21 protein-coding genes and 1 pseudogene are annotated in these 22,640 nt (G+C 69.7%); 6 read left to right on the forward strand and 16 right to left on the reverse strand.

From position 1 onward, the window contains the following. The first annotated feature begins 28 nt into the window (after positions 1 to 28). Positions 29 to 2,464: a transglycosylase domain-containing protein gene (locus J8M50_RS30795; protein WP_040836031.1), complete on the forward strand. Its 2,436-nt coding sequence runs from the start codon at positions 29 to 31 to the stop codon at positions 2,462 to 2,464. Positions 2,465 to 2,576: 112 nt separating this feature from the next. Here J8M50_RS30795 and J8M50_RS30800 read toward each other — a convergent pair whose 3' ends face one another. From J8M50_RS30800 to J8M50_RS30845, 10 genes and pseudogenes are all read right to left on the reverse strand, one after another. Then, positions 2,577 to 4,628 (reverse strand): ATP-binding SpoIIE family protein phosphatase, encoded by a 2,052-nt coding sequence (locus tag J8M50_RS30800; protein ID WP_059045947.1) that lies wholly within the window; start codon positions 4,626 to 4,628, stop codon positions 2,577 to 2,579. Positions 4,629 to 4,927: 299 nt separating this feature from the next. Further along, positions 4,928 to 5,632 carry a cytidylyl-2-hydroxypropylphosphonate hydrolase gene (fomD, locus tag J8M50_RS30805; protein ID WP_075661224.1) on the reverse strand — a complete coding sequence of 235 codons (705 nt, stop codon included), beginning with the start codon at positions 5,630 to 5,632 and terminating at the stop codon, positions 4,928 to 4,930. Positions 5,633 to 5,714: 82 nt separating this feature from the next. Next, positions 5,715 to 7,100 carry a class II fumarate hydratase gene (locus tag J8M50_RS30810; RefSeq protein WP_010352760.1) on the reverse strand — a complete coding sequence of 462 codons (1,386 nt, stop codon included), beginning with the start codon at positions 7,098 to 7,100 and terminating at the stop codon, positions 5,715 to 5,717. 403 nt (positions 7,101 to 7,503) lie between these two features. Further along, positions 7,504 to 8,799, reverse strand: coding sequence for an ISAs1-like element IS1629 family transposase (locus J8M50_RS30815; protein WP_006378747.1), 1,296 nt, complete (start codon positions 8,797 to 8,799; stop codon positions 7,504 to 7,506). A 55-nt stretch (positions 8,800 to 8,854) separates the two neighbouring features. Continuing rightward, entirely contained in the window at positions 8,855 to 9,961 is a 1,107-nt protein-coding gene (locus tag J8M50_RS30820; protein ID WP_223786461.1) for a methyltransferase domain-containing protein, read from the reverse strand. Positions 9,962 to 10,044: 83 nt separating this feature from the next. Next, positions 10,045 to 10,233, reverse strand: a complete 189-nt coding sequence (locus tag J8M50_RS30825; protein ID WP_223786354.1) for a hypothetical protein — start codon at positions 10,231 to 10,233, stop codon at positions 10,045 to 10,047. Between the two features lie 68 nt (positions 10,234 to 10,301). Then, positions 10,302 to 11,150 (reverse strand): helix-turn-helix domain-containing protein, encoded by an 849-nt coding sequence (locus J8M50_RS30830; protein WP_029183720.1) that lies wholly within the window; start codon positions 11,148 to 11,150, stop codon positions 10,302 to 10,304. Then, a pseudogene (locus J8M50_RS30835) lies at positions 11,140 to 11,530 on the reverse strand (DUF6879 family protein); the annotation flags it as partial. The gene J8M50_RS30830 and the pseudogene J8M50_RS30835, both read right to left, overlap by 11 nt. Then, positions 11,529 to 11,666 carry a hypothetical protein gene (locus J8M50_RS30840; RefSeq protein ID WP_010352763.1) on the reverse strand — a complete coding sequence of 46 codons (138 nt, stop codon included), beginning with the start codon at positions 11,664 to 11,666 and terminating at the stop codon, positions 11,529 to 11,531. The pseudogene J8M50_RS30835 and the gene J8M50_RS30840, both read right to left, overlap by 2 nt. A gap of 179 nt (positions 11,667 to 11,845) precedes the next feature. Further along, on the reverse strand, positions 11,846 to 13,519 hold the full coding sequence (locus J8M50_RS30845) for a fumarate hydratase (RefSeq protein ID WP_010352764.1): 1,674 nt from the start codon (positions 13,517 to 13,519) through the stop codon (positions 11,846 to 11,848). A 179-nt stretch (positions 13,520 to 13,698) separates the two neighbouring features. Between J8M50_RS30845 and J8M50_RS30850 the strand changes: the two genes are divergently transcribed. Beyond that, positions 13,699 to 14,382, forward strand: a complete 684-nt coding sequence (locus J8M50_RS30850; RefSeq protein ID WP_010352765.1) for a DUF1707 SHOCT-like domain-containing protein — start codon at positions 13,699 to 13,701, stop codon at positions 14,380 to 14,382. 128 nt (positions 14,383 to 14,510) lie between these two features. After that, the gene (locus J8M50_RS30855) at positions 14,511 to 14,885 is read left to right on the forward strand and encodes a WhiB family transcriptional regulator (protein ID WP_040836034.1); all 375 of its coding nucleotides are present in this window, start codon (positions 14,511 to 14,513) and stop codon (positions 14,883 to 14,885) included. Positions 14,886 to 14,955: 70 nt separating this feature from the next. Here the strand turns inward: J8M50_RS30855 and glpX are convergent, their stop codons facing one another. Next, positions 14,956 to 15,990 (reverse strand): class II fructose-bisphosphatase, encoded by a 1,035-nt coding sequence (gene glpX, locus J8M50_RS30860; RefSeq protein WP_010352767.1) that lies wholly within the window; start codon positions 15,988 to 15,990, stop codon positions 14,956 to 14,958. Positions 15,991 to 16,121: 131 nt separating this feature from the next. Between glpX and J8M50_RS30865 the strand changes: the two genes are divergently transcribed. Further along, positions 16,122 to 16,649, forward strand: a complete 528-nt coding sequence (locus J8M50_RS30865) for a DUF4245 domain-containing protein (protein WP_010352769.1) — start codon at positions 16,122 to 16,124, stop codon at positions 16,647 to 16,649. A gap of 70 nt (positions 16,650 to 16,719) precedes the next feature. Here the strand turns inward: J8M50_RS30865 and J8M50_RS30870 are convergent, their stop codons facing one another. The 4 genes from J8M50_RS30870 to J8M50_RS30885 form a co-directional block, all read right to left on the reverse strand. Next, positions 16,720 to 17,310, reverse strand: coding sequence for a malonic semialdehyde reductase (locus J8M50_RS30870; RefSeq protein ID WP_010352770.1), 591 nt, complete (start codon positions 17,308 to 17,310; stop codon positions 16,720 to 16,722). 104 nt (positions 17,311 to 17,414) lie between these two features. Next, the gene (locus J8M50_RS30875) at positions 17,415 to 17,636 is read right to left on the reverse strand and encodes an exodeoxyribonuclease VII small subunit (RefSeq protein ID WP_010352771.1); all 222 of its coding nucleotides are present in this window, start codon (positions 17,634 to 17,636) and stop codon (positions 17,415 to 17,417) included. Next, on the reverse strand, positions 17,633 to 18,862 hold the full coding sequence (gene xseA, locus J8M50_RS30880; RefSeq protein WP_029183721.1) for an exodeoxyribonuclease VII large subunit: 1,230 nt from the start codon (positions 18,860 to 18,862) through the stop codon (positions 17,633 to 17,635). The genes J8M50_RS30875 and xseA overlap by 4 nt, the downstream gene beginning before the upstream one ends. An 87-nt stretch (positions 18,863 to 18,949) precedes the next feature. Further along, positions 18,950 to 19,678, reverse strand: a complete 729-nt coding sequence (locus J8M50_RS30885) for an SDR family oxidoreductase (protein WP_010352773.1) — start codon at positions 19,676 to 19,678, stop codon at positions 18,950 to 18,952. 62 nt (positions 19,679 to 19,740) lie between these two features. Between J8M50_RS30885 and J8M50_RS30890 the strand changes: the two genes are divergently transcribed. Further along, positions 19,741 to 20,118: a MerR family transcriptional regulator gene (locus J8M50_RS30890; RefSeq protein WP_010352774.1), complete on the forward strand. Its 378-nt coding sequence runs from the start codon at positions 19,741 to 19,743 to the stop codon at positions 20,116 to 20,118. Between the two features lie 29 nt (positions 20,119 to 20,147). Here the strand turns inward: J8M50_RS30890 and J8M50_RS30895 are convergent, their stop codons facing one another. Beyond that, positions 20,148 to 21,497: an APC family permease gene (locus tag J8M50_RS30895; RefSeq protein ID WP_010352775.1), complete on the reverse strand. Its 1,350-nt coding sequence runs from the start codon at positions 21,495 to 21,497 to the stop codon at positions 20,148 to 20,150. Positions 21,498 to 21,580: 83 nt separating this feature from the next. Here J8M50_RS30895 and J8M50_RS30900 point away from each other — a divergent pair, with 83 nt between their 5' ends. After that, positions 21,581 to 22,597, forward strand: coding sequence for a 4-hydroxy-3-methylbut-2-enyl diphosphate reductase (locus tag J8M50_RS30900; protein WP_029183722.1), 1,017 nt, complete (start codon positions 21,581 to 21,583; stop codon positions 22,595 to 22,597). Positions 22,598 to 22,640 lie beyond the last annotated feature (43 nt).

Genomic DNA, 22,640 nt, shown 5'->3' on the forward strand with positions numbered 1-22,640 from the left:
CCGAGAAGGAAGCGGAGCGAGCGGACTCATGGGACGAGCGGACGACAGACGTGCGCGACAGCGCGGTGGCCGCCGCGCCGCGCCCAGGGAACGCTCGGAGCAGGTGGTCACGGAGGAGCCGCCCGTGGGTCCTTCGTACGAGGCTCCCGGCGCTTCGGAGCCGATACCCGGCGGTCGGGCGGCAGCGCGTCGCGCGGCACAAAAGCACGGTAAGAAAAAGGGTAAGGACGCGACCGGCCCCAAGGGCAAGGACGGCCGCAGCTTCCTGCGCAGGATGTTCACCTGGAAGAAGATCCTGGGGACGTTCCTCGGCGTGTGCCTCCTCGGCATCGGCACCTTCATCGCCGCGTACATGCTGATCGACATCCCGGCCGGGAACGCCGACGCGCTCAAGCAGAGCAACGTCATCCGCTACAGCGACGGCACGGTCCTCGCCCGCGACGGCGACCTCAACCGCGAGAACGTCGCCCTCTCCAAGATCCCGAAGGACGTCCAGCGCACCTTCGTCGCCGCCGAGAACAAGACCTTCTACAACGACTCCGGCATCGACCTCAAGGGCACCGCCCGAGGCATCCTCAACACCGTCGCCGGGCGCGGCGCGCAGGGTGGTTCGACCATCACCCAGCAGTACGTCAAGAACTACTACCTCACCCAGGAACAGACGGTCACCCGCAAGCTCCAGGAGATCGTCATCTCCCTGAAGCTGGACCGCCAGAAGTCCAAGGACTACATCCTCGCCGGGTACATCAACACGAGCTACTACGGCCGTGGCGCGTACGGCATCCAGGCGGCGGCCCAGGCGTACTACCGCGTCGACGCGGACCGCCTCTCCGTCGAACAGGGCGCCTACCTCGCCGCGCTCCTCCAGGCCCCCAGCCAGTACGACTGGGCGGCGGCCACCCCGACCGGCAAGAAGCTCGTCCAGGCCCGCTGGAACTACGTCCTGGACAACATGGTCGGCCAGAAGTGGCTGGACAAGACCAAGCGGGACGCGATGAAGTTCCCGATCCCGCTGGAGCCGAAGCCGGCCGCCGGCAACAAGGGCCAGGTCGGTTACCTCGTCGACGCGGCGAAGAAGGAACTCTCCCGGCAGCTCGTCGCCACCGGCCGGGCCGCCAGCAGGTCCGACGCCGACGCCCTGGTCGACCGCGGCGGCTGGACCATCACCCTCAACATCGACAAGAAGAAGCAGGCGGCGCTCGAAACGTCCGTCAAGGAGCAGCTCACCAGCAAGCTCGACAAGAAGAAGCGCTCCGTGGACGGCGACGTCCAGGCCGGGGCCGTATCCGTCGACCCGAAGACCGGGAAGGTCCTCGCGATGTACGGCGGTACGGACTACCTGGAGCACTACATCAACAACGCGACCCGCACCGACTACCAGCCGGCGTCCACGTTCAAGCCCGTCATCCTCGCCGCCGCGCTCGACCGCCAGGCCAAGACGCAGGACGGCGACACGATCAACGTGAACTCGATGTACGACGGCACCAGCAAACGCCCCGTCGTCGGCAGCCCGATCGGGTTCGCGCCGGAGAACGAGGACGATCAGGACTACGGCCAGGTCACCGTCCAGACGGCGATGAACAAGTCCATCAACTCGGTGTTCGCCCAGCTCGGTGTGGACGTCGGGATGGACAAGGTGATGGACACCGCCAAGGCGCTGGGCATGGACACCGGCGACCTGAAGGCCGTCCCCGCGCAGACCCTCGGCACGATGGGGGCGAGCCCGCTCCAGATGGCGGGGGTGTACGCCACCCTCGACAACCACGGCAAGAAGGTCACCCCGGCGCTCATCGAGGAGGCCGAGTCCTCCACGATCACCATCAAGCCGAACCCGATCGGCGAGCAGGTCGTCTCGCGCGAGTCCGCCGACACGGTCACGTCCGTCCTGACCGGTGTGGTCGACGACGGTACGGCGAAGACGTCCGTGCGGGACAACCCGAACCGCAACGGGCAGAAGGTCGCGGGCAAGACGGGTACGTCGGACGACAACAAGTCGGCCTGGTTCACGGCCTATACGCCGGACCTGGTGACGTCGGTCGGCCTCTTCGGCGAGTCCGCGAAGCCGCCGCACCCGCAGGTCACGCTGACCGGCGCGACCGGGCTGATCCCCGGCAAGGGCCGTATCAACGGTGGTGGTTACCCGGCGCAGATCTGGGCCGACTACACGTTCGGTGTCTCCTCGAAGGTCTCCAAGTTCGACCTGGAGACGACGCAGGGCGCGGCGGTCCAGCCGACGATCACGGCGACCCCGTCCCCGAGCCCGTCGCCGACGCCGTCGCCGTCCAAATCCCCGAGCCCGTCCCCGTCGCCGAGCAAGTCGTCGAGCCCGTCGCCGTCGCCGAGCAACTCCCCGTCCCCGTCCCCGAGTCCAACCCCGAGCAACTCCCCGACACCGACACCGACGGGCGGGGACACGCTGGGAACGGGCGGGGGGAACCCGTTCGAGCCAAGAGAAGGCCAGTAACAAGGGGAAGGCGCCCGGTGCTTGAAAGCACCGGGCGCCTGTCTTGTTCTTTTAGGTTTTTAGGGGCGCGGGGAACTGCGCGAACGCCCCCCACCGGGCGGAAAGCCGAAACTCAACTCCTATTGAGCTCGAACCAAACAACCTTGCCCGTGGAGAGCCGAGTAGCCCCCCACCGCCGAGCCAACTTGTTGACGAGGTACAACCCCCGCCCACCCTCATCGGTAGCCCGAGCGTTCCGCAACCGAGGCAACTGCGGCACATCGTCCCCGACTTCACACCGCAGAACGTCGGTCCGCAACAACCTCAGAGTCACCGGCCGAGACGCATACCGCACCGCGTTGGTGACAACCTCACTCACCAACAGCTCGACAGAATCGCTGAGTTCCTCAAGCCCCCACCGAGCCAAAGCCCTCCGCGCAAGCCGCCGAGCACGCCCGGGTGCCGCATCCTCAGGCTCAAGGAACCAGTACGCGACATCACTGGGCGCAATCCCCTCAAAGCGCGCGGCGAGCAACGCGATGTCGTCGTCCCGGTCACCAGGACCGAGCATGTCGAGCACCTCGTCGCACAACGCTTCGAGCGGCGGCGGATGATCCGGCCCGGTCAACTGCGCGGTAGCGGCCAGCTTCTCGCGCAGCGCCTCTATCCCGGTCCAGACGTCCCGCAGCCGGGACTCCACGAGCCCGTCGGTGTACAGGAGCAGCGTCCCACCGGCCGGCGCGTCCAGCTCGACGGCCTCGAAGTCGACTCCCCCGACTCCGATGGGCGCGTTCGGCGGCACCTTGAGAACCTCGGCCCGGCCGCCGAGGTGCAGCAGGACGGGCGGCGGATGACCGGCGTTGGCGACGGTGATCCGGTGCGATACCGGGTCGTACACCGCGTAGAGGCAGGTAGCCATACGGTCCTGGCCGAGCCGCTGCGCCTGCTCGTCGAGGTGGTGCAGGACCTCCTGGGGCGGGAGGTCGAGCCCGGCCAAGGTCTGGGCGGTCGTACGGAGTTGGCCCATGATCGCGGCGGACGTCATCGAGTGGCCCATGACGTCGCCGACGACGAGGGCGACGCGGCTGCCGGGCAGCGGGATCGCGTCGTACCAGTCGCCGCCGACGCGGGCCGTCTCGGCGGCGGGGAGGTAGCGGGAGGCGAGGCGGACGCCGGTGGGGCGGGGGAGGTGGTCGGGCAGCATGGTGCGCTGCAACTCGTCCGCGATGTACGCCTCACGGCCGTACAGGACCGCCTTGTCGATGCCCAGCGCGCTGTGCGTGGCGAGTTGGGCGGCGACCAGGAGGTCGTCCGACTCGAAGGGGAAGCGGTCGGCGCGGCGGATGAAGACGGCCGCGCCGATCACCCGGCGCCGGCCGCGCAACGGCGCGAGAATCGCGCGCTGCCCGCCGGGGACGACCAACTGGCTGTCCTCGCCGAGGAGTTCCGGCAGCGCCGCACGCGCGGCGGGCGCGTCCGCGAACACCGGGCGTACCCCGCGCAGCACCTCCGCGAGCGCCCCGCCCTGCCGTACCTCGCACAACTCGGCGATCGCGGACGACAGTTCGGAGATCTCGGACGGTTCGGGCAGGGGTGCCGGGATGATGAACCCGGCCTCCGAGTCCTGCTCCTCGGGGATGCGGTCGGTGCGGCGCAGGCGCAGCACGAGAGGCCCGGTGGGGCGTTCGTCGCCGACCGGCAGCGGGTCGCGCAGGTAGACGAGGATCGCGTCGGAGAAGGTCGGCACGGTCGCCCGGCACAGGCCCATCACGATCTCGTCGAGGTCGATGCCGCGCGCGATGCGCCGGGTGGCGGCGCCGACGAACCTGAGCCGGTCCCCGTCGCGCCGCATCGGCGTCGGCTGGCCCGGCGGCAGGCCCTCGCCCTTGCGCCGCTCCTGCGGCACATCGCCGCCCGGCTGCGCGGGGATGGACTCCGGCGAGGGCCGGGGGCGGTGCGCGTCGGGCTCCGCGGCCACCGGCTGTGAGTGCTCGGGGTCCTTGCCCATGTCGCTCGTGTTGCCAGTGCCGCTCGTGTTGCTGGGGTTGTCACCGCCCGGCTCGTACGGCGGTGTCTCCAGTGCCGCGGTGCCCGGCGTGTGCGCCGGGGAACGCAGGAGCGCCCCGCGGGGATCCGCGGGGTCGGCGCCCTGAGGGCGTTCGAAGGAGGTCGGGTGCTCCGTCACGCGTGTCGAATCCGTCCGTCCGGGGCTGCGCGCCGTACGCGCAGTCGGTCCCGCAGAAAATCCGATACCCGGAATACGTGTCCCCGGAACGGGAAACCGGCGTGAGCGCAGGCTGTTTCCGTGCCGGCCGGTGTCGGCTCGCCGCCGCCCGGCCCGGTGTTGCCCTCGTACCCCTCGCTCACGTCCTGCCGCCCCTCGGTGACGTTCGGTCAGACCTGGTGTCTGCTCCGGGAGTTACTGCCGCACTGCCCTTCCGGACGACGATCCTACGGTTGCCGTCCCGGGGCGCATCAAGGGTCTCATGGTGAAGCATGCATGGGGGTCCGGTCCCAGTCCTGCGGCAGAACAGGGACGTTCCAGGACGGATCCGGGCGCCAGCTCTCCCAGCCGTCCCGGTAGGGCGCCCCCCAGGCGCGGATCACCTCCACTGCGGCGAGCCCCGCCGCGCGCACCCGCGCCGCCGCCTCGGGGTCCATCAGCCCGACCCGCTGCGCCTGCGCGAACTCGTCCTCGTCGAGCCATTCCCAACTCCGGTCCGGATGTACGCAGATGTCGAGGAAGTGGTCCTCGGAGTCCACGCCGCCCGCCCAACGGGCCAGCGGCTCCTCCAGATTGACGTACCAGTTCTTGAACTGCCAGCCCGGTTCCCAGAACAGCCACACCGACCACGGCTCGCCGGGCCGTGCGAGCTTCAGGACGCCGGTTCCGAACCAGCGGCCCCGCCGGAGGGTCCGGGGCTTCGTGTACCGCGTCTCCAGCGGCTCCTGGTGCACCGGGGTGCCGTCCGCGAGGCCCGGCTTCACGCACTCCGTGCCGGGCGCGAGCCAGACCGCGAGGAGGTCGGCGTCGTCCCGTACGACGGTGACGGGGCGGGCGATGTGGAAGCCCTCCGAGCCGTTGGCCCGGTAGCGCCACAGGACGGGGGTGCCCGGCGCCCAGCGGAGCGGCGGGGAGCCACCCGTCACCGAACCGTTCACGCTGCTCACCGCTCCCTCGTCTGCCATGACCAGATATTAGGTGCCCAGGCCAATCAGCGCTGTGGCTTCGGTCATGGTTCTCGCGATCTTAAAGCTGCGTCCCCGCTGGTTACGGATGTGTCATCCGCAGGACATCCAGCGCCTCGTCGAGCTGCTCCACCGTCAGATCCCCCCTCTCCACGTACCCGCCCTCGACGACGACCTGCCGGATCGTCTTCCTCTCCGCGAGCGCCTTCTTGGCGACCTTCGCGGCCTCCTCGTACCCGATGTACTTGTTGAGCGGCGTCACCACCGACGGCGACGACTCGGCGTACTCGCGCGCGCGTTCGCGGTGCGCGACGATGCCGTCGACCGTGCGGTCCGCGAGCAGGCGCGAGACGTTCGCCAGCAGGCGGATCGACTCCAGGACGTTCTTCGCGATCACCGGGAGCATCACGTTCAGCTCGAAGTTGCCGGCCGCGCCCGCCGTCGCGACCGTCGCGTCATTGCCCGTGACCTGCGCCGCGACCATCAACACGGCTTCCGGGATCACCGGGTTGACCTTGCCCGGCATGATCGAGGAGCCCGGCTGGAGGTCGGGGAGCGAGATCTCGGCGAGGCCCGTGCGGGGGCCCGACGACATCCAGCGCAGGTCGTTGGCGATCTTCGTGAGGCCGACCGCGATCGTCCTGAGCTGTCCGCTGGTCTCGACGATGCCGTCCCGCGCGCCCTGCGCCTCGAAGTGGTCGCGGGCCTCCGTGAGGGGCAGGCCGGTCGCGCGGGCCACCTCCGCGATCACCGCCGCCGAGAAGCCGGGCGGGGTGTTGATGCCGGTGCCCACCGCCGTGCCGCCGAGGGGGAGTTCGGCGAGGCGGGGGAGCGAGGCGCGCAGGCGCTCGACGCCGTACGTCACCTGTGCGGCGTACCCCCCGAACTCCTGTCCCAGCGTGACCGGGGTCGCGTCCATCAGGTGCGTGCGCCCCGACTTGACGACGTCCGCGAACTCCTGCGACTTGCGGGTCAGGGACGCCGCGAGGTGCTCCAGGGCCGGGATCAGGTCGTGCGTGACCGCCGCCGTCGCCGCGATGTGGATCGACGAGGGGAAGACGTCGTTCGACGACTGGGAGGCGTTCACATGGTCGTTGGGGTGCACGTCCTTGCCGAGGCGCTCCGTCGCCAGGGTCGCGATCACCTCGTTCGCGTTCATGTTGGACGACGTCCCCGAGCCCGTCTGGAACACGTCCACCGGGAAGTGCTCGTCCCACTTCCCCTCGGCGACCTCCCGCGCGGCCCCCTGGATCGCCCGCGCGACATCCGCGTCCAGCACCTTGAGCTCGGCGTTGACCTTGGCGGCGGCTCCCTTGATCCGCGCGAGCGCCTCGATGTGCGCGCGCTCGATGCGCTGCCCGGAGACCGGAAAGTTCTCCACGGCCCGCTGCGTCTGGGCCCGCCACTTCGCGTGCGCCGGGACTCTGACCTCGCCCATGGAGTCGTGCTCGATGCGGTAGTCGCTCATGTCCCGTACAGCGAACGGGGTCGCTCACTTGTTCCTGGCGGGACGGATGTTCACCCGATCCGGTGAGGTCGGCGGCACAGACGGAAGTGGTGTGCCTCTAAAGGCTGCCGTCCGCCGACCCGTTATTCCCGTGCGCCGCTTCCGCCGACCCCGTAATCTCCCTCGCAAGGCGGGGTCGTAGCACAGAGGTAATGCGCCGCGACATCATCTCGGAGGACGCCGGTTCGAATCCGGCCGCCCCGCCCCCTCAGTCGTACGCGTTGCTCATCCGGGAGCCGCCGGAACCGGATTCCCCGGATCGTCGAGCCAGACGGTCTCCGCGTCGGCGGTGACGGTCAGGCCGAACCGTCCGAAGCCGGGTTGCCCCCAGGGCCCCGGCGTTTGCCCGGGTCGTCCGGTTTGATCATGTGATGCCGTAGAGGCTGAGGACGAGGGTGCGTTCGGTGTGGGCTCGGCGGCCGGCGGCGGTGTTGACGTACCCGGCAAGCTTGAGCGCACCGCGGATCAGGTCGCGGACGGCGGCGAGGACTGAGGGCGTGTTGTGGGTCCTGACCTGGGACTTGTCCTCGTTGAAGGTCACATCCCGACACCAGTGGACGGTGTTCTCCACGGTCCAGTGCCCGCGAGCCCATGAAGCGATCTCGGCGGCACTCGCTTCCTCGGCGGGCAGGTCGGTGATGGCGTAGACGGTCTCGCTGGACCACTTCTTCGCTCCGTAGAGACGGCGTCTGCGCTGGATGCGCAGGACCTGGGCCGCGTGGGGAAAGAGCAGGCCGTTGACGGTGACGACCTGGACGAGACGCTGTTCGTGGCGGCCGTGGCCGCGGGCGTCGTCACGGTGGATGACGGGGATCTCCTTCCAGGGCAGGGCGTGGAGCTGACGGGCTTGGCCGCGCTGGTTGTTCTTGATGGTCAGCAGGTAGTGGGCGCCGCGTTCGTGCAGGTAGGTGGCGTGGTCGCGTTGGGCGTGGAGGGCGTCGGCGGTGACGACGGCCCCCTTGAGATCGGCGTCGTCGAGCTGGTCGAGCAGGGGTTGGAACTCGGGGATTTCGTTGGTCTTCGCGCCGATCTCGCGGGAGGCGAGGGTGATGCCGTCGCCGTGCCGGACGGCGGAGAGCACGAAGACGCGGCTGCCGTCCGGGCGCTTCGCACTGCGCAGGCACTTGCCGTCCACCGCGATGGCCCGGCGCCGGGAGCGCACCGGTTCGGCGCGGGCGGCCGCCCGGTGGGCGCGGCGCTGTTCGCGTTCGATGCCGCCGTCGGGCATGAGCGGCTCGGGAGAGTGGGACACCGTGGACAGCAGGGGCCGCAGGTGGTCGTAGCCGGCCGCGCTGACCTCACCGGGATCGAGCCGCCCCAGAACGGTGCGCAAGGTCTTCTCGCTCGGGATCCGGTAGCGGCCGCGCAACGGATGGTAGGGCAGACCGAAAGCGGCCAGTTCCTCAGGCGTCGCACGTCGGCACCACTCCGCCGCCGCGGTGATGGAGTCATGGCCCGCCGGGGTCATCGCACAGACCACCAGGGCCAGCAGCGAGGAGACCCGGTAGCGCACCCCGCACGCCCCGCGAGGATCGGTGACCGACTCGAACTCGGCAACCAGGCCGCGGACTTGGTCTCGCGCGGCATCCGAGCCGAGGGCCTCCAGGCGGGGCGCCGGAGAGACGGGAACGACGGCAGGGGATGATGGAGGAACGAACACGGCACCTTCGTGGATCTTGCAGCGTAGAGAACTCCATGATCCACAGGTGCCGTGTTCATCTGCTTCCGAGGCCCGCCAGCATGATCAACCGGCCCAGGCCGGGGCGATCCGGGCAAACGCCGGGGCCCTGGGGTTGCCCCTGCTCGTTCCACCACCTGTACGCCGATGCGGCTTCGTCCCAGAGGCGGCGCGGCCCCGCTTGCCATACGCGGGCGGGAGAGCCGTCGTGGAACACCGCGCACGCCCATGAGCGGTCGGTGAGTCCGTAGAGCCACACAGGGCGTTTCCCGTCGCGCTTTTCGGCTACGACGTGAACGCAACCCCGGAGACCCACTCCGAGCGCGAACCGGCGCGGATCGAACCGTTCCCCGAGGAATTCGGCTTCCGTGATCGTGGTGGACGACCTCTCGCGGTCTGGGGTGTCGTCGATGTAGTCGGCGTGGACGACGGGCGGGAGCCGTTGTGCCCTCGCCTTCATGAACTCGACGGGGCCGGTGAAGGGACCCGAGGCGCTTTCACCGTCCTCGGCGACCAGCAATCGGACGACGGCGTCGCCATTGCCGTAGTGCGTTCCCCAAGGGGCGACGATGACGCCGCGCGCCCTGCACTGGCGCACCCACGCGAAGGGTACGGAACGGATCCCGCACGTCGCGATGACCTTGTCGTACGGGGCTCCCTCCGGAACCCCCTTGAGCCCGTCACCCAGCACGACCCGCACGGGGAGTACGCCTCGCGCCTGAGCCGCGACTCTGGGGTCGACCTCGATGGTGGTGACGTTCCCGGCGCCGAGGCGGTGCGCCAGCAGAGCCGCGTTCCAGCCGGTGCCGGTGCCGATCTCCAGTACGCGGTGCCCTGGCCGTACGTCGAGATCCCGGAGCATCCGGAACACGACGGACGGCATGGACGCGGATGACGTCGCGACGCTCCCGGGCTCCGGGCCCACATGTGCCCCGTCGTCCCACTGCGTGACCAGGGGGACGTCCGACTCGGCATACCGGCACCAGAGTTCCGGCTCGACCGACCTCGACACGGGCACGCACCTCCCCGTCTCCATGTCGAACGGCCAGACGAGGTCGGGGAGGAACGGGGTGCGGGAGACCGCGGCGAAGGTGTCCGCCCAGTCGGAAGAGAGGGCACCTCCGGCCGCGAGGACACGCCCCAACTCTTCCCAGCTGGGGCTCAACTGACCTGCTTCTTGGGCGGGTTGGGGACACCGGGGCCGCCGTCCGGTTGTCGGTCGGCTGTTCACACCGAGCGGTCGATCTCGAACCAGATGGTCTTTCCGACCGCGTAGTGGTCGTTGACCATGCGCGCGTCGACATGCCAACGGTCGGCCAAAGCGGCCATCGCCAACCGAACGCATTTCGGATTCCTCTTCCAGCTCCACTGCACGGCATCTGAAGCCGGAGATTCCTCCTGAGTGACGTCGGCCATTCGGCCCCCTCGTCCGCCTTGTTGCTGTCCTGACCCACAGTAGTGACGAGGCAGAAGCGCATCCATTGTTATTGGCGTTGCCGGGTAAAAATCATGGACCACTCCGAGAGGAGTTCTCGGCACTCGTCTCCGAAGACGGCATAGGACTTGTATCGGTCGAAGTCGTCTCGGTATGCGTTCACGTCCCTGTGGTCGCGGAGGATCAGCGCTCCCGTGTTGGTCTCGACCTGGACCAGTCGTCGGTCATACACGGTAAAGACGCTCAGCGGAGTCTCGGCGATGGGGTCGACTGTTCCTAGAGGGATTACGCCCAGTCGGATGTTGGGAATACGTGAGACGGACGCCAGTCGGTCGAGCTGCATGGCCATGGCGATAGAGGAAGCCAGCGGCCACCGCACGGCCTGTTCCGTCAGAAGGAACGTGAAGAACTTCGACGAGTCCAACAGGACCTGCTGTCGCTCCAGCTTCTTGGCCACGATCTTGGACATATCGCCCGAGTTCCCCGCGAGGCTCGCCCGTACGTATTCGGGCGTTGCCAGGAGACCCGTAATCATCGTCGGCAGGAAGAATCGGAACTCCACGGTGAGGGATTCGAGGCGGGCCAATTCGTTCTGTTTTTTATCCAACCCACGCCGTTGCGAAGCCCACTGGTCTTGCCATTCGGTGTTGGCCGTGCGGGCCAGCCCGAGTATTTCCTCGGAGACGGGACCGTCGATCCCAAGGGCTTCAATGATCAGCTCAACGTCAAGAACGGTGGGAGTGAGTTTCCCTCCTTCGATGTTGCTGATTTTGGTCTGCGACATGTTGCAGCGCCGAGCGAGCCGGGCCTGAGTCAGCCCGACTCGCTTGCGTTCGCCGCGTAGTGACTCCGCCAGGTCCGTCCTCGACCGACCCAGGGACTCGGGTTCAAAGCTCAAGACCCTTCACGTACTCCTCGAAGGGCACCGAATCGGTCAGCGCAATGTGCTGGTATTCGAAGAACGGGGCCATGCCCCCTCGAATACTTCGCGGCTGATCTGTGCACCGTCCGCCTCGTAGTGCATGAGTACGACTTCTCGAATTTCAGGTAGTCCGTCAGTGGCCGCGTCACGATGTGCACGCGCCCTTGGATGCGGCCTTCTGCGGCTTGTCGGCGCAGCCGGTCGGTGTACTCGTTCGACATAGCTTGGGGGTCGATTCGGGCCCCCGCTTTGAACGCCTCGAACTCGGCTTCTTCCTGCGGCATGAGGTACTGGGGCAGAGTCTCAAGCCTCCACGCTTCCCGCTGGAACCCCTCGAAGCGTGCCGCCCATTCCTCACGGCGTGAACGCCCGGGAAAGGTCGCCCTGGACCACGAACGAGCCGTTGGCTGTGCGGTAGACGTTCGGGCAGTCGTCCTTGCCGCAGGTGCCGTTCCCGTTCCCGGTCAGTCGGGTCAGTTCCTCGCGCGCCATGCCGAAACCCCCTTGCGGTTGGCCCCCGTTGGAGCCTGTGGTCACGACGGTACGAGGGACCGGAATCCTCGTCCATGCGGCAATGCCAATATTCGCGTAGTCGGGTAAATCGAGGCCCCACGGGCAGCAGCAGAGCCCCCGGCGAGTGCCGAGGGCTCTGTGGGTCTATCGGGAGGCGCTCAGCCCAGCCCAGGCCCCCGTACCGGAATCGTCGTGAACGTCGGCGCAGGCGCCGGGTCCTGGAAGAAGTCGTTGCCCTTGTCGTCCACGACGATGAACGCCGGGAAGTCCTCCACCTCGATCTTCCACACCGCCTCCATGCCGAGCTCCTCGTACTCGACGACCTCGACCTTCTTGATGCAGTCCTGGGCGAGGCGGGCGGCGGGGCCGCCGATGGAGCCGAGGTAGAAGCCGCCGTGGCTGTCGCAGGCGGCGGTGACCTGCTGGGAGCGGTTGCCCTTGGCGAGCATGACCTTGGAGCCGCCGGCCGCCTGGAACTGTTCGACGTACGAGTCCATGCGGCCGGCCGTCGTGGGGCCGAAGGAGCCGGACGCGTAGCCCTCGGGGGTCTTCGCCGGGCCCGCGTAGTACACCGGGTGGTCCTTCAGGTACTGCGGCATCTCCTCACCCGCGTCGAGCCGCTCCTTGATCTTCGCGTGGGCGATGTCGCGGGCGACGACCAGCGGGCCGGAGAGCGAGAGCCGGGTCTTGACGGGGTACTTGGTCAGCTCGGCGAGGATCGTGTCCATCGGCTGGTTGAGGTCGATGCGGACGACGCCCTCCTCGTCGGCGGAGAGGTGCTCGTCCGTCGTCTCCGGCAGGAACCGCGCCGGGTCGGTCTCCAGCTGCTCCAGGAACACGCCCTCGGCGGTGATCTTCGCGACGGCCTGCCGGTCGGCGGAGCAGGAGACGGCGATGGCGACGGGGCAGGAGGCGCCGTGGCGCGGGAGGCGGACGACGCGGACGTCGTGGCAGAAGTACTTGCCGCCGAACTGCGCGCCGATGCCGATCTTCTGGGTCAGCTCGAAGACCTTCTCCTCCAGCTCCTTGTCCCGGAAGCCGTGCCCGAGCGCGGAGCCCTCGGTGGGGGCCTCGTCGAGGTAGTGCGCGGAGGCGTACTTCGCGGTCTTCAGGGCGTACTCCGCCGACGTGCCGCCGACGACGATCGCGAGGTGGTACGGCGGGCAGGCGGCCGTACCGAGCGAACGGATCTTCTCCTCCAGGAACTTCATCATGGAGGCCTCGTTCAGGACCGCCTTGGTCTCCTGGTAGAGGAAGGACTTGTTGGCGGAGCCGCCGCCCTTGGCCATGAAGAGGAACTTGTAGGCGCCGCCGTCGGTGGCGTACAGCTCGATCTGCGCGGGCAGGTTGGAGCCGGTGTTCTTCTCCTCCCACACGGTGATCGGGGCCATCTGGGAGTAGCGCAGGTTGAGGTTCAGGTACGCGTCGTAGATGCCCCGGCTGAGGGCCTCCTCGTCGCCCCCGCGCGTGAGGACGTTCTGGCCGCGCTTGCCCATGACGATCGCCGTGCCGGTGTCCTGGCACATGGGCAGGACGCCCGCCGCCGCGATGTTCGCGTTCTTGAGGAGGTCGAGGGCGACGAACTTGTCGTTGGAGGACGCCTCGGGGTCGTCGACGATCCGGCGCAGCTGCGCGAGGTGCGCGGGGCGCAGGTAGTGCTGGATGTCGTGGATGGCCTCCTCGGCGAGCTTGCGCAGCGCCTCGGGCTCGACCTGGAGGAACGTGCGCCCGTCCGGCCCCTCGACGGTGGAGACGCCTTCGGAGGTCACCAGCCGGTAGGGCGTGGTGTCCTCTCCCAGGGGCAGCAGATCGGTGTACGCGAACTCAGGCATCGACGCCCATTCCTCATTCGACGGGGTGGCGGTCGGCGCGGGGGCCGGCCTCCGTTGGCGAGCGCTGTCCAGCGTAGAACCTGCCACTGACAACGCCCCGGTGAGGCAAGGCTTAGTTCGATGATAATGAAAATCCCGTAGGGGTGTCGCGATCTATCGTGTTTCGCTACGCTGCTGTCGTGGACCTTCAGAAGAACACGCCGCCACAGCCCGCCCCGGCCCCCACCGACCTGCGCGCCTCGGACGCCGACCGCGACCGCGTCGCCGACATCCTCCGTGACGCCCTGGCCGAGGGCCGCCTCACGGCCGAGGAGCACGCCGAGCGCGTCGAGGGCGTACTCGCCGCGAAGACGGTCGGCGAGCTGGAGGTGTTCGTCAAGGACCTCCCGGCCCCCGGCCAGAGCCGTACGGCGCCCCCGCCCCGCCCGGCGGGCACCGCACTGCCCGCCGACCCGGACGACAACATCGTCGCCGTCTTCAGCAGTGCCACCCGGCGCGGGCGCTGGCGCGCGGGGCGCCGTATCCACGCGTACGCGGTCTTCGGCAGCGTGGAGATCGACCTCAGCGAGGCCCTGTTCGAGTACCAGCAGGTCGTCGTCAAGGCGTACGCGGTGTTCGGCAGCGTCGAGGTCCGCGTCCCGGAGAACGTCTCGCTGCGCGGGAACGGCGGCGGCATCCTCGGCAGCTTCGAGGTGGACACGATGGACTCCGGCGATCCGGACGCGCCGGTGGTGCATCTGGACGGCTGGGCGGTGCTCGGCAGCGTGGAGGGCAAGCCCCGGCGCGGGCGCCTCGTCGCGGACATTCTCGATCGGGTTCAGCGCAAGGTGGATCGCGGTTTGCACAAACATCTGGACCGTTGACGCTCGTGAAGGGACGGGAAACCCGCGGTTCGGAACTCAGTGCATAGGTGCGCGTACAGCGGGTAGGGCTTGCTGCATCGCCTCTCGCAATCGTCTCTCGCTCGCGAAGCCGTCGTCAGGAGTAGACCGTGCCGCAACCGCCGCATTCGTCCCTGGTAGCTGCCGTTCCGGCCCAGCGGGTGCCCGTGCGGGACCAAGACGCCCCATGGCATACGGAGGCGGTGTGCCGTCGCGACGAGGCCGGGCTGTTCTTCGCCCCCTCCAAGGAGCCCACCGCGGCCCGCCTCTCCCGCGAGGAGGCCGCCAAGCGCGTCTGCGCCCGCTGTCCGGTCATGGTCCAGTGCCGCGAACACGCGCTGCTCCAGCCGGAGCCGTACGGCGTCTGGGGCGGGCTGACGGCGGCCGAGCGCCGCGTCGTCCTCGCGCGCAGGCGCCGCAGGGAGCTGGAGCTGAAGAAGGCGACGCGGGCGGCCGACAACACCCGGGTCGCGCAGGCGGGTTGAGGAAACCCGCTCGCAGGAGCAGGAGAGGGCGTTCCCTGGGGGAACGCCCTCGTTCTTGGTCCCGCCGCTCCTACTTCGCCCGGTCGAAATCCACCGCGCTGTAGGCCCGCAGCTTCCGCAACCGATGCTCGGAGTCGATCCGCCGCACGGTCCCCGACTTCGAGCGCATGACGATCGAGTCGGTCGTGGCCGTCTCCGAGCGGTAGCGGACGCCGCGCAGCAGCTCGCCGTCCGTGATGCCCGTGGCGACGAAGAAGACGTTCTCGCCCGTGACGAGGTCCTCGGTCGTGAGGACGCGGTCGAGGTCGTGGCCGGCGTCCAGGGCCCGCTGGCGCTCCTCCGCGTCCTTGGGCCAGAGCTTGCCCTGGATGACGCCGCCGAGGCACTTGACGGCGCAGGCGGAGATGATGCCCTCGGGGGTGCCGCCGACGCCGAGGAGGAGGTCGATGCCGGTGCCCTCGCGCAGGGCGAGGATGGAACCGGCCACGTCGCCGTCGGAGATCAGCTTGATGCGGGCGCCCGCCCGCCGTACCTCGTCGATGATCCCGGCGTGCCGGGGGCGGTCGAGGATGACGACGGTGACGTCCTCCGGCTTGGCCCGCTTCGCCTTGGCGACCCGCCGGATGTTGACCTCGACGGGCGCGTTGATGTCGACGAACTCGGCGGCCTCGGGTCCGGTGACGAGCTTGTCCATGTAGAAGACGGCCGACGGGTCGAACATCGCGCCCCGCTCGGTCGCCGCGAGGACGGCGATCGCGTTCGGCATCCCCTTGGCCGTGAGGGTCGTCCCGTCGATGGGGTCGACGGCGATGTCGACCTCGGGCCCGGTCCCGTCCCCGACCCGCTCGCCGTTGAACAGCATCGGCGCCTCGTCCTTCTCGCCCTCCCCGATGACGACGACGCCGTTCATCGAGACGGTCGAGACGAGCGTGCGCATCGCGCGTACGGCGGCCCCGTCGGCGCCGTTCTTGTCGCCGCGCCCGACCCACCGGCCCGCGGCCATCGCGGCGGCCTCGGTCACCCGGACCAGTTCGAGGGCGAGGTTGCGGTCGGGGGCCTCGGAGGGGACGTCCAGCTCGGACGGCAAGTGATGGTGCTCGGACACGAGGCGCACCTTTCTGACCGATTCGACGACGGCCGGGGCGAGGTTCTGACTCCTGACTCTAACTCCAGTACGAAAAAATGAGCAGGGGACCCCACGGATGAGCGCGCGGGGCACCTGCGACGATAGGGGGCGTGGCAGGTTCGAACGGCAAGCAGAAGTCGGCCCGGGACATGATCCTCTCCCTGGGGCTCATCGTGGCGGCGGCACTCGTCATCTACCTCTTCATCCCGCACGACGACGGGGAGCCCGACCTCAAGCGGGTCGACTACACGGTGGAGCTGGCGACGGCCCGCCGCGCGGCGTCGTACCCCGTCTCCGCGCCCGTGGGGCTGCCGGAGACCTGGAAGGCGACGTCCGTACGGTTCGACGGCGCGGACTCCGACGCCTGGCACCTCGGCTTCCGCGCGCCCGACGGGCAGTACGTCCAGGTCGAGCAGTCGGCCTCGGCGAAGCGCGACCGGTTCGTGGACGACGCGAGCCAGGGCGCGACGGCGACGGACGTCACCGACGAGATCGCCGGCGCGAAGTGGACCCGCTGGACCGGCGGCCGGTACGACGCACTCGTCCTGACCGGCGCCGACGGCTCCACCACGGTCGTCGCCGGCACGGCCTCCTTCGACCGCCTCGCGGAGATGGCGCGCGCGCTCAAAACGGCCTGACACACGGTCTGACACGCAGAAACCCCCCGGTGATGATCCCGGGGGGTTTCGTTCTGCGGTACGGCGCTGATCAGACCGTCGTGACGACGTCCTCGTACGCCAGGCGCGGCGAGCGCGGGTACGAGGCGCCCTCGGCGGCGTGACCGATGTTGACCACCATCAGCGGGGTGTGGTCGTCGTCGAGGAACTCCCCCCGGACGCCCTCGAAGTCGACGCCGGTCATCGGGCCGGCCGCGAGGCCCGCCGCGCGCACGCCGATGATGAAGTACGCGGCCTGGAGGGACGCGTTCACCTTCGCGGAGCCCTCACGGGCCGGGCGCTCGGCGAAGAAGAGGTCCTTGGCCTGCGGGAACGCCGGGAACAGGGTCGGCAGCTCCTCGTGGAACTCGTTGTCCGCGGAGAGGATCGCGACCAGCGGCGCGGTCGACGTCTTGGCCTGGTTGCCCTCGGCCATGTGCTTCACCAGGCGCTCGCGGGCCTCGGCCGAGCGGACCAGGGTGATGCGCAGCGGCGTCTGGTTGAACGCCGTGGGTCCGAACTTGACCAGGTCGTAGATCGCCTGGATCTGCTCGTCGGTCACCGGCTCGTCCGTGAAGGCGTTCGCGGTGTGGGCCTCACGGAACAGCAGGTCCTGGGCGGTGGGGTCGAGAACGAGAGACATGCGTGGCTTTCCTTAGGTGCGCGTCCGGGTACGGGACGCCGTACCGGTTGACGGGTACGACCGTACGCCACGGAAGTTCAAGGTTCAACCAAATGCCGCGCAGCTCACTCCGCCTCCTCCTCGTCCCCCTCCGCCAGCGCCGCGTCCAGCCGCGCCCGCGCGCCCTCCAGCCAGCGGCGGCACACCTTCGCGAGCTCCTCGCCGCGCTCCCACAGCGCGAGGGACTCCTCCAGGCTCGTACCGCCCGCCTCCAGCCTGCGCACCACGTCGATCAGCTCGTCCCTCGCCTGCTCGTAGCCGAGGGTCTCCTGCTGGGTGTCTGTCATTCCTGTGCTCCCCGCTGCTCCTGTGTCACCCGTACCGTGAACTCGCCCTCGGCGACCCGCGCGCGCAGTGTCTCGTCCGCCGCCACCTCGTCCGGATCGCGGACCACGTGGCCGTCCTGCCGCTGGAGGACCGCGTACCCCCGCTTCAGCGTCGCCGCGGGGGAGAGGGCCACCACGCGCGCGTGCGTGTGCGACAGCTCCGAGTCCGCGCGGTCCAGGACGTGGCCCAGCGTCCGGCGCGAGCGCTCAAGGAGCGACGCCACGTGGTCCTCCCGCTCGGCCACCATCCGGTGCGGATCCTGTATCGCCGGCCTCGCGAGCGCGTGCGCCAGCCCCCGCTCCTCCCGGTCCACGAACCCCTCCACACACCGCCGGGCCCTGCCGCGCAGCATCCGTACGCGCTCCAGCTCCTCCCCGACGTCCGGCACGACCTTCTTCGCCGCGTCCGTGGGGGTCGAGGCGCGCAGGTCCGCGACGTGGTCCAGCAGGGGGTTGTCCGGCTCGTGCCCGATCGCCGAGACGACCGGCGTACGGCACGCCGCGACCGTCCGGACGAGCTGCTCGTCCGAGAACGGCAACAGGTCCTCGACGCTGCCGCCGCCCCGGGCCACGACGATGACGTCCACGGCGTCCATCGCGTCCAGCTCCTTCACCGCCTGGACGACCTGGGTGACCGCGTGCACGCCCTGTACGGCGACGTTGCGCACTTCAAACCTCACGGCGGGCCATCGGTGCCGGGCGTTCTCCAGCACGTCCCGCTCCGCCGCCGACGCCCTCCCGCACACCAGCCCGATCAACTGCGGCAGGAACGGCAGCCGCTTCTTGCGCTCCGCCGCGAACAGGCCCTCACTCGCCAGCGCCTTCTTCAACTGCTCCAGCCGCACGAGGAGTTCACCCACGCCGACGGGCCGGATCTCGGCGGCCCGCAGCGACAGCTGGCCCCGGGGCGCGTACCACTCCGGTTTGGCCAGGACGACGACCCTGGCGCCCTCGCCCACGACATCGGCGACGGCGTCGAACACCTGCCGGAAGCAGGTCACCCCGACCGAGATGTCATGGGAGGCGTCCCTGAGCGTCAGGAAGACGACCCCGGCGCCGGGCCTCCTCGACAGCTGCGTGATCTGCCCCTCGACCCACACGGCCCCCAGCCGGTCGATCCAACTCCCGATGAGCCGCGACACCTCCCCGACCGGCAAGGGAGCTTCAGCGGACGTGTTGACAGCCATGTGCCCGAGAGTATCGGCCGGGACTGACAACGGGGGTGGGCCGTTCGGCTGAGGGGCTGTCGTGGCCGGGTGCGGGCCGAGGACCCCTCAGGCCGCCGTCAGCGCCGCCAGCGCACGCTCCATCGCCGCGTTGAACTCTTCCGGCGTCAGCGGCAGCCGGGACTTGACGTCCCGGCTCCACTGGTCGGCGAGGACCTCGGCGGAGCCCGCCTCGACGCCGTCGAGCGCCGCGTCGGCCAGGTCCGACGGCGCGAGCTTGGCCACCGGCCAGCCCGCGGCCATGTCGGTGTCGGCCAGGCCGAGGTGCACGGCCGTCACGAGCGTGCCCTGTCCGGCGAGCTCCAGGCGGACGCCGTTGGTCATGGCCCAGGCGGCGGCCTTGGCGAGGTGGTAGGCGCCCGCGCCGCTGCCTCCGAACCACGACATCGCGGAGAGGACGTTGACGATCGCGCCCCCGCCGTTCCCGGCGAGCGTCGGCGCGAACTCCCGGATCATCCCCAGGTGGCCGAACACGTTGGTCTCCAGCTCGTGCCGCACCGCGTCCAGTGAGCCGGTCACCAGGTCGGTGCCCGTCTGTACGCCCGCGTTGTTGACGAGCAGTGAGACGTCCGGGGCGGCCTCGGCGGCGGCCCGCACGGACGCGGGATCGGCGATGTCGAGGCGCAGCACCTCGACGCCGGGCAGGTCCACGGTCTCCGGCCGGCGGGCCGTCGCGTAGACCTTGCGGGCCCCGCGGTCGAGCAGGCGCTGCGTGAAGGCGCGGCCCAGGCCGCGGTTGGCTCCGGTGACAAGGGCTACTGAGTTCTCGATGTCCATGCCCGGTACGCTAGAACCTGACGCTGACGTCAGAGGCAAGTAGCGCCGGGGAGAGGATCGCCATGACCGCCACAGAGCCCTCGGCCGAGCGGCTGATCCGCATCGGCGAGGTGGCACGGGGCGCCGGTGTCTCCGTACGCGCGGTGCGCTACTACGAGCAGCAGGGGCTGCTCACCGCGCAGCGCAGCGCGTCCGGCCAGCGCCTCTACCGGCCGGACGCCATCGCCCGGGTCCGCTTCTTCCAGCAGATGTACGCCGCCGGCCTCACCAGCCGCAGGATCACGGAACTCCTCCCGTGCTGGGACGCGGGCCACACCGACGCGGACCAGCGAGCGATGCTGCGAGCGGAACGCGACCGCATCCGGGCGAAGGCGGACGACCTACTGGCCACGCTGGACCGCCTGGACGAGGTCATCGCGGCCACGGACACGCACCCGTAGGGGGAGTCACCAGGGGCCGTCGGCCCCCTTCAGCTCGCGCGCACGCGCTGAGCCCCCAGCACCCCCAACCCCACCGCCAGCCAAATCGCCCCCACCACCAACGCCGTACCCGACGCCTCCACGATCACCGCAACCGTGATCGCCGCCCCCAGCACGGGCACCGCGACATGCCGCCCCCACCTCACCCGCCCGCCCGCGCGGCGCACCGCGAACCAGCCCACCACGCTCGCGTGCAGCAGCGTGAAAGCGGTCAGCGCGCCGATGTCGACGACCGAGACCAGGTGGTCCATGCCGTCGTCGCGGCGGGCGGCCCAGACCGCGGCGGCGAGGGTGATCAGTGCCGAGGTCAGCAGCGCGGGGCGGGGGACGCCCGAGGTGGTCCGGGACAGGGCCCGGGGGAGCCGCCCGTCGCGGGACATCGCGAAGAGGAGGCGCCCGGCGGCGGCCTGCCCCGCCAGCGCGGCGAACGCCGCGCCGATCGCCTTGCTGACGGCGACGAGGTCGTGCAGCCAGGTGCCGACGGACGCCTCCACGGCGTCGTAGAAGGCCGAACCCTGCCGGGAGGGGTCGGCGGACAGCCGGGCGGACGAGAGGGGCTCCAGGAGGGCCACAAGGTACGTCTGGGCGATGAACAGGACGCCCGCGAGGGCGAGGCAGAAGAGCAGGGCGCGAGCCACGCGCGCGGAGCCGCCCGTGACCTCCTCCGCGAAAGAGGCGACCGCGTCGAAGCCCAGGTACGACAGGACGGCGACGGAGACCGCCCCGAGGACGGCGGACAACGCGAACCCACCCTGCGTACCGTCCCCGGTGAACGGCGACAGCCACCCCCGCTCGGCACCGCCTCGCGCGAGGACGACGATCGCTGCTACGACGAACACCAGCAGGACGACGATCTCCATCGCGAGGACGAGGAACCCCACGCGCGCGGCGGCGCGTACGCCCCACAGGTTCAACAGGGTCGTGACGACGACGGCGAGCGCGGTCCACACCCACCGGGACACCTCGGGGACCAGGGAGTTCATCGCGATGCCGGAGAAGAGATAAGCGACGGCGGGGATCAGGACGTAGTCCAGCGAGGCCATCCACCCGGCGACGAACCCGGCCCCGTCACCGAGCCCCACACGCGCGTACGCGTAGACGGACCCGGCCTGAGGGACGACGCGCACCATCTGCGCGTAACTGAACGCGGTGAACGCCATGGCGACGGTGGCGACGACGTACACGAGGGCGACGGCGCCATGGGACTTCGCGTCGAGCGTGCCGTACACCCCCACCGGCGCCATGGGCGCGATGAACAGCAGCCCGTAGACGACGAGGTCACGGAAGCCGAGAGTGCGTCGCAACGACGCCGTATCGACGTCCTTGGGGGTGCCGGTCATCGAGAACCTCCGCTCCCGCGCGCGTAGCGTGCCGCCAGTCTCCCCGAGGAGTGGATCTCCGACCCCTTGGACGCACCCTTACGATGGGACGCATGACCGCTTCGCCGCGCCGCCGTGTCCTGCTCGCCGCCCCCCGTGGCTACTGCGCGGGTGTGGACCGCGCCGTGATCGCCGTCGAGAAGGCCCTGGAGCAGTACGGGGCCCCGATCTACGTCCGGCACGAGATCGTCCACAACAAGTACGTCGTCCAGACCCTGGAGAAGAAGGGCGCGATCTTCGTCGAGCGTACGGAGGAGGTGCCGGCGGGGAACATCGTGATGTTCTCGGCGCACGGCGTCGCCCCCGTCGTCCACGAGGAGGCCGCGCGCGGGCGCCTGGCCACGATCGACGCGACCTGCCCGCTCGTCACGAAGGTCCACAAGGAAGCCGTCCGGTTCGCCAACGACGACTACGACATCCTGCTGATCGGCCACGAGGGCCACGAGGAGGTCATCGGGACCTCCGGCGAGGCGCCCGAGCACATCCAGCTCGTGGACGGCCCGGGGGACGTCGAGAAGATCACCGTCCGCGACGAGTCGAAGATCGTCTGGCTCTCCCAGACGACGCTGTCCGTCGACGAGACGATGGAGACCGTCGACGCCCTCAAGGAGAAGTTCCCGCAGCTCATCTCGCCGCCGAGCGACGACATCTGCTACGCCACGCAGAACCGTCAGCTCGCGGTCAAGCAGATGGGCGCGGAGGCGGAGCTGGTGATCGTCGTCGGCTCCCGCAACTCGTCCAACTCCGTACGGCTCGTCGAGGTCGCCAAGCTCGCGGGCTCGCGCGAGGCGTACCTCGTGGACTTCGCGAGCGAGATCGACGAGGCGTGGCTGAAGGGCGTGACGACGGTCGGGGTCACCTCCGGCGCGTCCGTGCCCGAGGTCCTCGTCGAGGAGGTCCTGGAGTACCTCTCCGCGCGCGGGTACGGCGACGTCGAGCTGGTCAAGGCCGCCGAGGAGTCGATCACGTTCTCGCTGCCGAAGGAGCTGCGCCGGGATCTGCGGGACGAGGCGGCGGCGCTGGTGGCGGAGCGCGGCGGGAGCGGTCCGGAAGCGGCCTGAAGCCGTCTTGACGGCCTCGGCTGGGTGACTGTCAGTGGGCCGT

This window comes from Streptomyces acidiscabies (assembly GCF_020010905.1).
Taxonomy (GTDB): Bacteria; Actinomycetota; Actinomycetes; order Streptomycetales; family Streptomycetaceae; genus Streptomyces; species Streptomyces acidiscabies.